Below are 12792 nucleotides of genomic sequence, written 5' to 3'. Positions count from 1 at the left end.
ACGGTTCTGCTATCAACCGGACAAAGTGCGGAGGGACGTGACCGATGACCCATCTGTGGGTGCGGGCCGAACAGCGGCCGAACGAAGAGCGTGTAGGCGTGACGCCCGAAGGCGCGGCGGCGCTGGTCAAGGCGGGCATCCGGGTGACGGTGGAACGGTCCTCGGTCCGGGCGATCCCGCTGGACGGCTATGTCGCGGCCGGCTGCGAGATCGCGGACGAGAACCTGTGGCCCCAGGCCCCCGCCGCCGCCATCATCTTCGGCCTGAAGGAGCTGCCCGAGGACGGGACACCCCTGACGCACCGCCACATCATGTTTGGCCATGCCTACAAGGGCCAGCCTGCGGGGCGGGTGCTGCTGCAACGGTTCAAGGCCGGCGGCGGGACGCTGTATGATCTGGAGTATCTGGTGAACGAGGACGGCCGCCGCGTCGCGGCCTTCGGCTATTGGGCCGGCTATGCCGGGGCGGCGGTGTCCTTGAAATGCTGGGCGGCGCAGCAGCGCGGCGGGATAGCCGGGCCGGTGCGCAAGGTCCCGTCGAAGGACGCGCTTCTGGCGCAGCTGGCCGACGAACTGGCTGGGCTGGGGCGGCCGCGGGCGATCATCATCGGGGCGCTGGGCCGGGTCGGCACCGGCGCGGCCGACCTGTGCGAGGCGATGGGCGTTGCGGTGACCAAATGGGATATCGCGGAAACCGCCAGCGGCGGGCCGTTCCCGGAGGTGCTGCAGCACGAGATCTTCCTGAACTGCATCCTAGCCCGGCCGGGATGCCCGGTCTTTGTGCCGGCCTCGGCCAAGACCGATCCGCGCAAGCTGACGGTGATCGGGGATATCGCCTGCGATCCGACCAGTGATTTCTCGCCGATCAAGGTCTATGACCGGGCGACGGACTGGGACGCGCCGGCGCTGCGGGTGCATGACGCGCCGCCGCTGGACGTGACGGCCATCGACAACCTGCCAAGCCTGATGCCGGTGGAATCCTCGCAGGACTATGCGGCGCAGTTGTTGCCGTCGTTGCTGACGCTGACGGACCTGGGGTCGGGCGTCTGGGGGCGGGCGAAGGTGGAATTCGACAAGCACGTCGCGGGCGTGTGAGAGGTCGCAAATCTTTTCGAAAAGATTTGCAAGAGTTTTCGAAAACTCTTGCCGCCAGAAGGCAAGCGTAGGGAGTGAGAGCATGACGATCCATTGGTGCGGCACGGGGCTGTCGTCGATTCCGGGGCTGCGGCGGCTGATCGAGGCGGGCCATGCGGTCACCGTCTGGAACCGCACGGTCGAAAAGGCGCGGGCCGAGGTTGGCGACCTGACGCAGGATATCCGCCCCTTCAGCCTGGAGGCATTGGCCGCCGCGTTGCAGCCCGGCGATATCGCGGTGTCGATGCTGCCCGCCGACCAGCATGTCGGGATTGCCCAGTTGTGCCTGGAGAAGGGCGCGAACTTCTGCTCCTCGTCCTACATCGCGCCCGAGATGCGCGCGTTGGATCAGGCGTTCCGGGAAAAGGGGCTGGTGTCGGTCAACGAGGTGGGCCTTGACCCCGGCATCGACCATCTCATGGCGCATGACCTGGTGGCGCGCTATCGGGCCTCGAAGGCCTATCACAACGACAATGTGCTGTCGTTCACCAGCTATTGCGGCGGGGTGCCGAAAGAGCCGAACGCCTTCCGCTACAAGTTCTCCTGGGCCCCGGCGGGGGTGTTGAAGGCCCTGCGGTCGCCCTCGCGCAGCTTGCGGCATTTCACCGAACTGCGGGTGGCACGGCCCTGGGATGCGATCACCCGCTATGACGCGCCCTTGCCGGTACCCGAAAGCTTTGAGGTCTATCCGAACCGTGACAGTTATCCCTTCATGGAGGAATACCGGTTCGAGCCGCACTGGAAGGTCAAGGATTTCGTGCGCGGGACGATCCGGCTGAACGGCTGGGCCGATGCCTGGGCACCGATCTTTGCCGAGATCGAGGGGCTGGAAGGCAAACCCGTCGCCGAAATCAACGCGGCGCTGGAGGCGCGGGCGGCGGCGCTTTTGAAGGACAATTCCTATGCCGAGGGCGAGCCGGACCGGGTGGTCCTGTTTGTGGCGCTGAAGGTGGAACGCGACGGGGTGCCGGTGTTCCACCAGACCTGGGCGATGGATGCCTGGGGTGACGTGCGCGGGACGGCGATGGGGCGGCTGGTCTCGGTGCCCGTCTCGCTGGCGATCGAGGCGGTGCTGGCGCGGGAAATCCCGGCCGGGGTGCATGGCGCGCCGCATGACCCAAGGCTTCTGGACCGCTGGCTGGACCAGGTCAGCCATCTGGCGCAGGTGATGCAGCGGATCGACCATCTGGGGTGACGGCTCCTTGGGCGACTTCGTCTGCTCGTCGCGGGGCGTGACGACGTCATCGACGAGCCTTTCTGGTGACAGGGCGCGCCGGCTGACCTATGATTCGCCGCGACGACCCGGGCGAACCGGGCAGAGCAGCGGGGCCGGGGCTTGGGTGCCAAGGGAACGACCGGCGGGGTGACCCCGATGATGCGGCTGGATCAGCTGGCGGACCGGCTGGCGGCGCTGTCCGCACGGCTGGCGCGGCCGGCGGGTGGGTTGGTCTCGCAACCCGAGCCGCGGTCGATCGGGGTCTTTGCGCGCGGGCAGCAACTTGTCACCGGCAATGTCGTGCTGGCCGGGCAGCTTATGGAGCTGTCGCCGGGCCAGTCGCTTTGGGCGGTCGAGGCCCCCGATGCCGATTTCGCGGCCGAGGCGCAGGGGTTCGGCTGGCTGGACGACCTGGCGGCGCTGGGCACCAAGGCGGCGCGGCGGCAGGCGCAGGACTGGACCTGGGACTGGATCGCGCGGCATGGCGCGGGCAAGGGGCCGGGCTGGACGCCCGACCTGACCGGGCGGCGGATCATCCGCTGGATTCATCATGCGACGATGCTGCTGGCGGCGCGCGACCGGGCGCAGTCGGACGCCTTTTATCGCTCGCTTTCGCGACAGTCGGCCTATCTGGCGCGGCGCTGGAAGGCGGCGGCGCCGGGCCTGCCGCGGTTCGAGGCGTTGGCGGGACTGGTCTATGCCGGGATCTCGCTGATCGGGATGGGGCGGCTGATCGGGCCGGCGACGGCGGCGCTGGCGGCGGCCTGCGCGGCGGATATCGATGCCGAGGGCGGCATCCCCTCGCGCAATCCGGAAGAGTTGTTGGAGGTGCTGACGCTGCTGACCTGGTCGGCCAGCGCCCTGACGGAAAGCGCGCATCCGGTGCCGGCGCCCTTGTCGGCGGCGATCCTGCGCATCGCGCCGGCGTTGCGGACGCTGCGCCATGCCGATGGCGAGTTGGCGCGGTTCCATGGCGGCGGCAAGGGGGCCGAGGGGCGGCTGGATCAGGCGCTGGCCTCGGCCGGGGTGCGGCCGGGCCTGCCTTCGCCCATCGCGATGGGCTTTGCGCGGCTGACTGGTCGGCGGACGACGGTGATCGTGGACGCGTCCTCGCCCCCCGGCGGACCGGCGGTGCGGACGGCCCATGCCTCGACCGCGGCGTTCGAACTGACCTCGGGGCGGCGGCCCCTGGTTGTCAGTTGCGGGTCGGGCGTCGGGTTCGGGACGGCCTGGCGGCAGGCGGCGCGGGCGACGCAATCGCATTCGGCGCTGGCGATGGAGGGGGCGTCCTCCTCGCGCTTGTCGGGGGCGGGCGAGGCGCTGGGCGACCGGGCCGTGGTGACCGCCTGCCGGATCACGCCGGGGACCGAGGGGATGGACCTGTTCCTGGCGCATGACGGCTGGCTGGCGACGCACGGGCTGTCGGCCAGCCGCAGCCTGACGCTAAGCCACGATGGGCGCCGGTTGTCGGGGGTGGACAGCCTGACGGCGCTGACCTCGGACGCGCGGCGGCGGTTCGAGGATCTGATGACGGCGACCGCAATGACCGGCGCGGGTTTTGCCATCCGCTTCCACCTGCACCCCGAGGTGGATGCACAGCTGGACATGGCCGATACCGCCGTCTCGATGCAGTTGCGCAGCGGCGAGGTGTGGATCTTCCGCTTCAGCGGCCACGCCGCGCTGGGGCTGGAGCCCTCGGCCTATCTGGAAAAAGGCCGCTTGAAGCCCCGGCCCTGCACACAGATTGTGCTGCGCGGCCACGCGCGGGGCTTCGAGACGCGGATAGGCTGGACCTTGGCGAAGGCAAAGGATACTCCGCTGGCCATTCGGGACCTGGACGGCGCCGACGCTGGTGTCTGAGGGACCCCTGGCTGTTCGAGAGGTTTCGTGATGCCCAACCTGGTTCCCATCGGCCGCGCGCTGATTTCCGTCTCGGACAAGACCGGCCTTCTGGACCTGGCCCGCGCGCTGGCGGGATACGGGGTCGAGCTGATCTCGACCGGGGGCACCTCGGGCATGCTGCGGGCGGCGGGGCTGGCGGTGCGCGATGTGTCGGAGGTGACCGGGTTCCCCGAGATGATGGACGGCCGGGTCAAGACCTTGCATCCGAATGTCCACGGCGGCCTCTTGGCGCTGCGCGATGATGACGAGCATCTGGTGGCGATGGCCGCCCACGGGATCGAGCCGATCGACCTTCTGATCGTCAACCTGTACCCGTTCGAGCAGACCGTCGCCAACGGCGCGGACCATGCGACCTGCATCGAGAACATCGACATCGGCGGCCCGGCGATGATCCGGGCGGCATCGAAGAATCACCGCTTTGTCACGGTCATCACCGACCCGATGGATTATGACACGCTGCTTGGCCAGCTGAAGGCCAATGACGGCGCAACCACGATGGCCTTCCGGCAGAAAATGGCGCTGACCGCCTATTCCCGCACCGCCGCATATGACACCGCCGTCAGCACCTGGCTGGCTGGCGAGATCAAGGAGTCGACGCCCCGCTATCGCAGCTTTGCCGGCAAGCTGGCGCAACCCCTGCGCTATGGCGAGAATCCGCACCAGTCGGCCGCCTTCTACACCGACGGCAGCCGCCGGCCGGGCGTGGCGACCGCGCGGCAGTGGCAGGGCAAGGAACTGTCCTACAACAACATCAACGACACCGACGCGGCCTTTGAACTGGTGGCGGAATTCGCTGGCGGTGCCCCGGCCTGCGGGATCATCAAGCACGCCAATCCCTGCGGCGTGGCCACCGCCGCCACCCTGACCGAGGCGTACCAGCGCGCCTATCACTGCGACCAGACCAGCGCCTTTGGCGGGATCGTCGCGCTGAATCAGGTGCTGGACGGGGCGACGGCCGAAGAAATCGTGAAGATCTTTACCGAGGTCGTCATCGCCCCCGACGCGACGGACGAGGCGAAGGCGGTCTTTGCCGGCAAGAAGAACCTGCGCCTTCTTACCACCGGCGCGCTGCCGGACCCCAAGGCCAAGGGCCTGGCCTTCAAGCAGGTGGCGGGCGGTTTCCTGGTGCAAGACCGCGACGCGGGCGCGCTGGCGGCCAGCGATCTGAAGGTGGTGACAAAGCGCGCGCCTTCGGACGCCGAGATGCGGGACCTGATGTTTGCCTGGACCGTGGCCAAGCATGTGAAGTCGAACGCGATCATCTATGTGAAGGAAGGCGCAACCGTGGGCGTCGGCGCGGGACAGATGAGCCGCGTGGACAGCACCCGAATCGCTGCCCGCAAGGCGCAGGACATGGCCGAGGCGTTGGGGCTGCCGGGACCGCTGACCAAAGGCTCGGTCGTGGCGTCGGATGCGTTCTTTCCTTTCGCCGATGGCCTGATCACCGCGGCCGAGGCAGGGGCGACGGCGATCATCCAGCCCGGCGGCTCGATGCGCGACGACGAGGTGATCGCAGCGGCGGATGAGCGTGGCCTGGCCATGGTCTTTACCGGCATGCGGCATTTCCGGCACTGACGATGCGGCGCTTCTGGATCACGGCGGCGGCGGTTTTCGGGCTGGACCAGATCACCAAGCTGGTGGTCGTGTTCTGGCTGGACCTGATCAACCGGGTCGAGATCGACGTGTTTCCGCCGTTTCTGGTCTTTCGCATGGCCTGGAATCGCGGGATCAACTTCGGCCTTCTGTCGCATGGGTCGGATATCGCGCGCTGGGGGCTGATCGCCGTGGCGCTGGCGATTTCCGCCTGGGTGATCTGGTGGATGCGGCGCGAGCGCGGAAATTCGCTGGCGCAACTGTCGGGCGGGCTTCTGGTCGGCGGGGCGCTGGGCAATGTGGTGGACCGTGTCGCCTATGGCGCGGTGGCCGATTTCCTGAACATGTCCTGCTGCGGGATCGAGAATCCCTATGCCTTCAACGTGGCCGACATTGCCATCTTCATTGGCGCGGTGGGACTGGTGTTCTTTGCCGACGGAAACCCGAAGGACGGGAAACCCGCCCGCAAAGGCAAGTAATCCCCCCGTGACGACCGGATCGCTTTAGGCTAAGACGGGGCAAAGACGGGTTCGGAGGCAGGCATGCAGGCGGCGGCAAGGGGCAAGGCGTTCATCGCGATTGCGACGGTGCTTGTCCTGTCGGCATGCGGCAATGGCACGCCGCAGCTGATGAACCTGCGCACCGGCGAAGGGCCGGACGAATTCGGCATCGTGCCGCCGAAGCCTCTGGAAATGCCGGAAAGCCTGGCCGAACTGCCCGAGCCGACGGTGGGCGGATCGAACCGCACCGACCGCCGCCCCGAGGATGAGGCGGCAATCGCGCTGGGCGGGCGTCCCGGTGCGGCAGGGGGCATCCCGGCGGGCGACGGCGCGCTTTATTCCCACGCGGCGCGGTTCGGGGTGGAAGGCGGCATCCGCTCGACCCTCGCGTCCGAGGATCTGGAATGGCGGCGCGACAACAACGGCCGCATCCTGGAACGGCTGTTCAACGTGAACGTCTATTACAAGGCCTACCGCGACCAAAGCCTTGACCAGCAGGCAGAGCTTGCCCGCTGGCGCAAGCTGGGCCTGCGCACGCCGTCCGCGCCTCCGCGCAATCCCGACGAGCAGTAACAAGCGCGTTTGCCTGCCTTGAATAGGGCGGCGGACCCTGCACTTATGCCCTGACGCCAAAGGGAGACCCTGATGCATCGTGATCTTGTCCGGGGCATGGCCCTGTCGCTGGCATTCGTGCTGCCGGTGGCGGCCGAGCCGGTAACCACCTTCACCCTGGACAACGGGCTTGAGGTGGTGGTGATCGAGGATCACCGCGCCCCGGTCGTGGTGCAGATGATCTGGTACCGCGTCGGCGCTGCGGATGAACCGGCGGGCCATTCCGGCATCGCGCATTTCCTGGAACATCTGATGTTCAAGGGCACCGACAAGGTCGCCCCGAACGCGTTTTCCGGGATCGTCGAGGCGCAGGGTGGCGACGACAACGCGTTCACCAGTTGGGACTATACCGCCTATTTCCAGCGCATCGCCGCCGACCGGCTGGACCTGGTGATGGAGATGGAAGCCGACAGGATGCGCAACCTGCGCCTGACGGAAGAGGACGTGCTGACCGAACGCCAGGTGATCCTGGAAGAACGCGCGCAGCGGACCGACAGCTCCCCTGGTGCGCTGTTGTCGGAACAGATGCGGGCGGCACAGTTCCAGAACCATCCCTACGCCATCCCGATCATCGGCTGGCGGCACGAGATGGAACAGCTTAGCCGCGAGGATGCGCTGGAGTACTACCAGCGCTTCTATGCCCCGAACAACGCGACCCTGGTGATCGCCGGGGATGTGGAACCCGAGGCGGTGCGCGCCCTGGCTGAACAGCACTACGGCCCGTTGGAGCCTTCCGAGGGCATTGTCCCCCGCGAGCGCCCGCAAGAACCGCCGCAACTGGCCGAGCGGCGGCTTTCCCTGGCGGACGAGCGGGTGTCGGAACCCTATGTCCTGCGCACCTACCTTGCGCCGGAACGTGATCCGGGCAACCAGAAGGACGCCGCCGCGCTGACCGTCCTGGCCGAGCTGCTGGGCGGGAACGGCCAGACCTCGGTCCTGGCGCGGGCCTTGCAGTTCGACACGCAGACGGCGGTCTATGCCAGCGCGTTCTATGACGGCACCTCGATCGACGATGCCACGTTCGGGCTGATCGTGGTCCCCGCGCCCGGCGTCACGCTGGAGGCCGCAGAGGCTGCGATGGACCAGGTGGTGGCCGATTTCCTGGAGACCGGCCCCGACCCTGCGGCGCTGGAGCGGATCCGGATGCAGGTCCGCGCCTCGGACATCTATGCCCGCGACAACGTCAACGCCCTGGCTCGCCGCTATGGCGAGGCGCTGTCGGTCGGCCTGACGGTGGCCGATGTGGAAAGCTGGGACGAGGCCCTTTCGGCGGTGACCGAGGCTGACGTGATCGCGGCGGCCCAGAAGGTGTTCGACCGCCGCAACGCCGTGACGGGCTGGCTGACGCGGCCGGAACCGGCGGCCGAACCCGCTGCCGCAGAAGCCGCAGGAGAGACCGAATGATCCGCGCCCTTGTCCTTCTGTTCGCCCTTGCCCTGCCCGCCCAGGCCGAAATCGAGGTCAAGGAGGTCGTCTCGCCCGGTGGCATCACCGCCTGGCTGGTCGAGGATCACAACATCCCCTTCACCGCGCTGGAAATCCAGTTCCGCGGCGGCACCTCGCTGGATGCGCCGGAAAAGCGCGGCGCGGTCAACCTGATGACCGCCACGCTGGAGGAAGGCGCGGGCGATCTGGACAGCCGTGGCTTTGCCGAAGCGCGCGACGCGCTGGCGGCCGAGTTCAGCTTTGACTCCGGCGCCGATTCGGTTGGCGTCTCGGCCCGCTTCCTGACGGAAAACCGCGATCAGGCGGTGGACCTGCTGCGCGAGGCGCTGGTGAACCCGCGCTTTGACCAGGACGCGGTGGACCGGGTGCGCGAACAGGTGCTGTCGATCCTGCGGTCGAACGAGAAAGACCCCGACACCATCGCCAGCGACACCTTCGACGCGCTGGCGTTCGGCGACCATCCCTATGGCACCCCCGGCGATGGCACGCTGGAAACCGTCGCGGCGCTGACGCGGGACGATATCGTCGCTGCCTACAAGGGCGCGCTGGCCCGGGACCGGATCTATGTCGCCGTCGCGGGCGACATCACCGCCGAGGAGCTTGGGCCGCTCTTGGACCGCCTTCTGGGTGATCTGCCGGCCACCGGCGCGCCCCTGCCAGGGCCGGCCGAATTCCTGCTGAAGCCGGGTGTGACGGTGAAGGACTTTCCGACGCCGCAATCCACGGTGATGTTCGGCCACCAGGGCATCAAGCGTGAGGACCCGGATTTCTTCGCCGCCTTCATCCTGAACGAGGCGCTGGGCGGCGGCCGTTTCACCGCTCGCCTGATGAGCGAGGTGCGCGAAAAGCGCGGGCTGACCTATGGGATCGGCAGCTATCTGGTCGGGCTGGACCAGGCCGAACTGTATCTGGGCCAGTTCTCGGCCTCGAACGACAAGGTGGCCGAGGCGATTGCGGTCGTCCGCGCCGAATGGGCCCGCATCGCGACCGATGGCCTGACTGAACAGGAACTGGCCGACACCAAGACCTATCTGACCGGCTCTTACCCTTTGCGCTTTGATGGCAACGGGCCGATTGCCAGCATCCTGGTCGGAATGCAGATCGAGGGCATGCCCATCGACTATGCCGCGACCCGGAACGCAAAGATCGAGGCGGTGACGATGGACGACATCAAGCGCGTGGCGGCGCGGCTGTATCAGCCGGATGCGCTGCACTTTGTCGTGGTGGGCCAGCCGACCGGCCTTTAAGGCTTCGGCGTTCCTCCTCGAGCACTTCGTGCACTCGTCGGATGTCGCGTCGCGAGGAGTGCACGACGTGCTCGACGAGCAGTCCGGGACAAGGCCGTCGCTTCCGTCAGAACACCGCGTGCGCGCCGCGGTCGTCGCCCGCCTCGCCGCGCAGCATGGCGGCGTAATGGTCCTCCAGCCGGTCGGTGCCGAATTCGGGCGTGGCCTCGGCATCATAGCGGCTGCCGTCCCAGACCAGCATCGATTCGGTCGCGTAATAGCGCCCGATCCGCGCCAGTTGCGCCTTGGCGGCCAGCTTCGGGACCAGCCGGCCCGCGACGCTTAACCCGCCGATGATCGCATCGATCACGCCCACCGGCACATGCCGGACACGGATGGGGCGGGCCAACAGACGCTCCAGCATCCGGGCCTGATCCAGGTTGGTCAGCGCCGGCCCCGGCCCGCCAATGGGCAGGACGCGGTTCCGTTTCTGCGGATCGGTCAGGCACAGGGCAAGATAGCGCCCCAGGTCGCGGTCCGAGATCGGCTTGCAGGCGGTGATCCGGCCATCGCCGAACACCAGATAGGGCCGCCCCGCCTGCACCCGCGCCACCTGGCCGGACAGCGATTTGAAATAGGCCGTGGGCCGCACGATGGACCAGTCCAGCGGTGCGGTCCGCAACTCGGCCTCGAAGGCCAGTTTCGCCCGCTGGAACTCCAGCGCCGGCTTTTGCACGCAGATTGCCGAAAGCAGGACAAAGTGCTGGACGCCCCCGGCCACGGCGGCGCGCAGGGCGGCGGAATGGGCGGCGTGGTCGACGGCCCAGGCCTCCGCCGGGGCACCCGTGCGGCTGGCAAGGGTCGAGACGACCGCCTGCGGCTGCGCCTCGGTCATGGCGCGGGCAAGGTCGGCCGGGTCGGTGGCCTGCCCCTCGATCCGGTCGCAACCGGGCAGGAGTGTCGCATCGGACCCCGGCCGGACCAGTGCGGTGACGCTTTGCCCTGCCTCGCGCAGCGCCTGCGCCGTGGCGCGGCCGATGGTCCCGGTTCCGCCCAGAAGCAGCACCCGACGCCCCGTCCCCTGCATATCGCCTCTCCCGACAGATCGCTTTCAGTCTAGCAGGACAGGACCACCGCGCCAGCCCGTGTCAGGCGTCACGGGGGCGGGGTGCAGGTTGCGTCCGTGAGGGTGACCAGCAGTAGCCCCGACAGAGTCTCGCCCTCGCCGCCCGGCTGGGCCAGCGTGGCCCGCGCCTGATCGTCCAGTCCGCCGTAGACCAGATAGACCGGATACCCGCCCTTTGGAGGTTTGATGCCAAGGACCAGGCCGTCCGTATCTTCGGCCTTTTCCAGAAGGGCGCAGCGGTCCAGCCCGGCCAAATCAGTCTCGGGCAGCGCCTTGACGGCAGCCAGCAGGCGATCGGCGCTGGCTTGGTCGGGCAGAGCCGGGTCCGGGCCGTCCTGGGCGGTGCCCTTGACCACCGTCAAGCTGACATTCGCCCCGCCCGGCGACGGCAGGTGCAGGAAGGAAAGGCCAGTCGCAGGATCAGTGCAAAGCTGTAGGCCCGGCATCTGGGTTTCACAGGTGTAGTCCGTGACATCCAACGCTCCGCCCGCGTCCAGCCGGTTGATCGCGCCAGCCAGGAACCAGCCCAGACGGTCGAAGCCATCGGCCCGCAGCGGTGCGGGGGCCAGTGCGGCAAGCAGCATCCCGGCCAGAGCGCAAGATCTGGTGAATGCCTGGTAAACGGCCATGGGCAACCTATTGATTATGAAAGGGCCGCTTTTCTGACCAGCGTGGACAGGTCAGAACCGTTCGGCCCGCAGAACCTCTGCATCCGTGACGCCGATCACGCCGATATGCCGGTCCACCACCGCGAAGGCCGCTTCCAGCAGCGTGTCCAGCTTCTCGGGCCGGACCAGACAGACGACCGAGACCATGCCGCTGCGGCCGACCTGCCCCTCACGCGTCCAGCGGCCCGACCGGCCCGACCCGCCCAGCACCGGCAGCACGGTAAAGCCGGTTACCCCCGCCTTCTCCAGCGCGGTCGTCAGCCGGCCCTCCATCGGGGCCTCGATGATGATCTCCACCCGCTTCGCCTTGTGAGTCTGCATTGTCAGCCCCCTACCGCCTGCGCCACGGCCACCCAGGCCGGGATACCGATGACCAGATTGAACGGAAACGTCACGCCAAGGGAAAGCGTGAGGTAGATCGACGGGTTCGCATCCGGCAGCGCCACCCGCATCGCGGCGGGCACGGCGATATAGCTGGCCGAGCCCGCCAGAACCATTATCAGCGCGACGCCTCCGGTCGACAGGCCCAGCAGAAGCCCCGCCGCCAGCCCGAAGCCCGCGCCGACCACCGGCATGACCAGGCCAAAGGCCAGCACCCCGGCAGTCAGCACCCCCTTGGCGTTCCGCATCCCCCGGCCCGCGACCAGCCCCATGTCGAGAAGGAACAGGCACAGCACCCCCTGGAAGGGCGCGACGATGAACGCCTCGATCCGGGCCATGCCGGGCTGGCCGGTGATCAGGCCGATCAGGAAGGACCCGACCAAGAGGACGATGGAGCCGTTCAGCAGGATCTCGCGCCAGAGGTCGGCGTCCATCTTCTCGGCCCGGCCACCGGCCCGGGTGGCAAGGTAAAGGGCCGAGATGATGGCGGGCGCTTCCATCGCGGCGGCGACGGCGACCATATAGCCCTCGGCCGCGATGCCGGCGGCTTGCAGAACGGAGGAGCCGGTGACGAAGGTCACGATCGAGATCGAGCCGTAATGCGCGGCGACGGCGGCGGCGTCGGTGGGCGAGAGACGCGTCATCCCCTTCAGCAGCGCGAAGGCCGCGAAGGGCAGGATGAAGGACAGCACGACCCCGGCCACCAGCGCCGCGATCAGCCGGGCGTCCAGCCCGTGGTCGGCGACCGAGACGCCACCTTTGAACCCGATGGAGAACAGAAGGTAGATCGACATGCCCTTGGCCACCGCCTCGGGGATGGTCAATTCGCTGCGCGCCAGGGCGGCAAAAAGGCCCAGGGCAAAGCACAGGATCATCGGCGTCAGAAGATTGGCACCCGCCAGCGCCAGCATGTCCTGCATTCTGTCCCCCGTTTTTTCGTCGATATGACACCGGGCCGCGAAAGCGCAAGTCCCGGCAGGACAAATCCG

General features: G+C 68.0%; 12 protein-coding genes. 8 read left to right on the top strand and 4 right to left on the bottom strand.

Going from position 1 to position 12792, the window contains the following annotated elements; all coding sequences use genetic code 11:
* Positions 1-44 precede the first annotated feature (44 nt).
* The 8 genes from CXR42_RS09010 to CXR42_RS08975 all read left to right on the top strand — a co-directional run bounded on the left by CXR42_RS09010 (position 45) and on the right by CXR42_RS08975 (position 9649).
* A complete protein-coding gene (locus CXR42_RS09010) occupies positions 45-1094 on the top strand; it encodes a saccharopine dehydrogenase (protein ID WP_103257217.1) in 1050 nt (349 codons plus the stop codon).
* A gap of 82 nt (positions 1095-1176) precedes the next feature.
* Positions 1177-2328: a saccharopine dehydrogenase family protein gene (locus CXR42_RS09005; protein WP_103257216.1), complete on the top strand. Its 1152-nt coding sequence runs from the start codon at positions 1177-1179 to the stop codon at positions 2326-2328.
* A 177-nt stretch (positions 2329-2505) separates the two neighbouring features.
* Positions 2506-4209, top strand: a complete 1704-nt coding sequence (locus CXR42_RS19895) for a heparinase II/III family protein (protein WP_103257215.1) — start codon at positions 2506-2508, stop codon at positions 4207-4209.
* Between the two features lie 30 nt (positions 4210-4239).
* Entirely contained in the window at positions 4240-5826 is a 1587-nt protein-coding gene (gene purH, locus CXR42_RS08995; protein WP_103257214.1) for a bifunctional phosphoribosylaminoimidazolecarboxamide formyltransferase/IMP cyclohydrolase, read from the top strand.
* Positions 5827-5828: 2 nt separating this feature from the next.
* A complete protein-coding gene (gene lspA, locus CXR42_RS08990; RefSeq protein WP_103257213.1) occupies positions 5829-6323 on the top strand; it encodes a signal peptidase II in 495 nt (164 codons plus the stop codon).
* 63 nt (positions 6324-6386) lie between these two features.
* Entirely contained in the window at positions 6387-6917 is a 531-nt protein-coding gene (locus CXR42_RS08985) for a DUF3035 domain-containing protein (protein WP_103257212.1), read from the top strand.
* Positions 6918-6986: 69 nt separating this feature from the next.
* Positions 6987-8360 carry a M16 family metallopeptidase gene (locus CXR42_RS08980; protein WP_425444857.1) on the top strand — a complete coding sequence of 458 codons (1374 nt, stop codon included), beginning with the start codon at positions 6987-6989 and terminating at the stop codon, positions 8358-8360.
* Complete coding sequence (locus tag CXR42_RS08975) at positions 8357-9649, top strand: M16 family metallopeptidase (protein ID WP_103257210.1); 1293 nt, start codon at positions 8357-8359, stop codon at positions 9647-9649. Before CXR42_RS08980 ends, CXR42_RS08975 begins: the two co-directional genes overlap by 4 nt.
* Positions 9650-9755: 106 nt before the next feature.
* Here CXR42_RS08975 and CXR42_RS08970 read toward each other — a convergent pair whose 3' ends face one another.
* The 4 genes from CXR42_RS08970 to CXR42_RS08955 form a co-directional block, all read right to left on the bottom strand.
* Positions 9756-10715: an NAD(P)H-binding protein gene (locus CXR42_RS08970; RefSeq protein ID WP_103257209.1), complete on the bottom strand. Its 960-nt coding sequence runs from the start codon at positions 10713-10715 to the stop codon at positions 9756-9758.
* A 68-nt stretch (positions 10716-10783) separates the two neighbouring features.
* A complete protein-coding gene (locus tag CXR42_RS08965) occupies positions 10784-11383 on the bottom strand; it encodes a hypothetical protein (protein ID WP_146038032.1) in 600 nt (199 codons plus the stop codon).
* Positions 11384-11434: 51 nt separating this feature from the next.
* The gene (locus tag CXR42_RS08960) at positions 11435-11743 is read right to left on the bottom strand and encodes a P-II family nitrogen regulator (RefSeq protein ID WP_103257207.1); all 309 of its coding nucleotides are present in this window, start codon (positions 11741-11743) and stop codon (positions 11435-11437) included.
* Between the two features lie 2 nt (positions 11744-11745).
* Entirely contained in the window at positions 11746-12723 is a 978-nt protein-coding gene (locus CXR42_RS08955) for a sodium-dependent bicarbonate transport family permease (protein WP_103257206.1), read from the bottom strand.
* Between the last annotated feature and the right edge of the window lie 69 nt (positions 12724-12792).

The organism is Tabrizicola aquatica (assembly GCF_002900975.1).
GTDB classification, from domain to species: domain Bacteria; phylum Pseudomonadota; class Alphaproteobacteria; order Rhodobacterales; family Rhodobacteraceae; genus Tabrizicola; species Tabrizicola aquatica.
The sequence above is the reverse complement of the archived record's forward strand: the minus strand, read 5'-3'. Positions and strand labels throughout refer to the sequence as shown.

Coding starts and splice junctions, on each gene's coding strand:
- CXR42_RS08960 (WP_103257207.1), bottom strand. CDS start 11,743: ATGCAGACTCACAAGGCGAAGCGGGTGGAGATCATCATCGAGGCCCCG.
- CXR42_RS08955 (WP_103257206.1), bottom strand. CDS start 12,723: ATGCAGGACATGCTGGCGCTGGCGGGTGCCAATCTTCTGACGCCGATG.
- CXR42_RS08975 (WP_103257210.1), top strand. CDS start 8,357: ATGATCCGCGCCCTTGTCCTTCTGTTCGCCCTTGCCCTGCCCGCCCAG.
- CXR42_RS08965 (WP_146038032.1), bottom strand. CDS start 11,383: ATGGCCGTTTACCAGGCATTCACCAGATCTTGCGCTCTGGCCGGGATG.
- CXR42_RS08970 (WP_103257209.1), bottom strand. CDS start 10,715: ATGCAGGGGACGGGGCGTCGGGTGCTGCTTCTGGGCGGAACCGGGACC.
- CXR42_RS09010 (WP_103257217.1), top strand. CDS start 45: ATGACCCATCTGTGGGTGCGGGCCGAACAGCGGCCGAACGAAGAGCGT.
- CXR42_RS08985 (WP_103257212.1), top strand. CDS start 6,387: ATGCAGGCGGCGGCAAGGGGCAAGGCGTTCATCGCGATTGCGACGGTG.
- CXR42_RS09005 (WP_103257216.1), top strand. CDS start 1,177: ATGACGATCCATTGGTGCGGCACGGGGCTGTCGTCGATTCCGGGGCTG.
- purH (WP_103257214.1), top strand. CDS start 4,240: ATGCCCAACCTGGTTCCCATCGGCCGCGCGCTGATTTCCGTCTCGGAC.
- lspA (WP_103257213.1), top strand. CDS start 5,829: ATGCGGCGCTTCTGGATCACGGCGGCGGCGGTTTTCGGGCTGGACCAG.
- CXR42_RS19895 (WP_103257215.1), top strand. CDS start 2,506: ATGATGCGGCTGGATCAGCTGGCGGACCGGCTGGCGGCGCTGTCCGCA.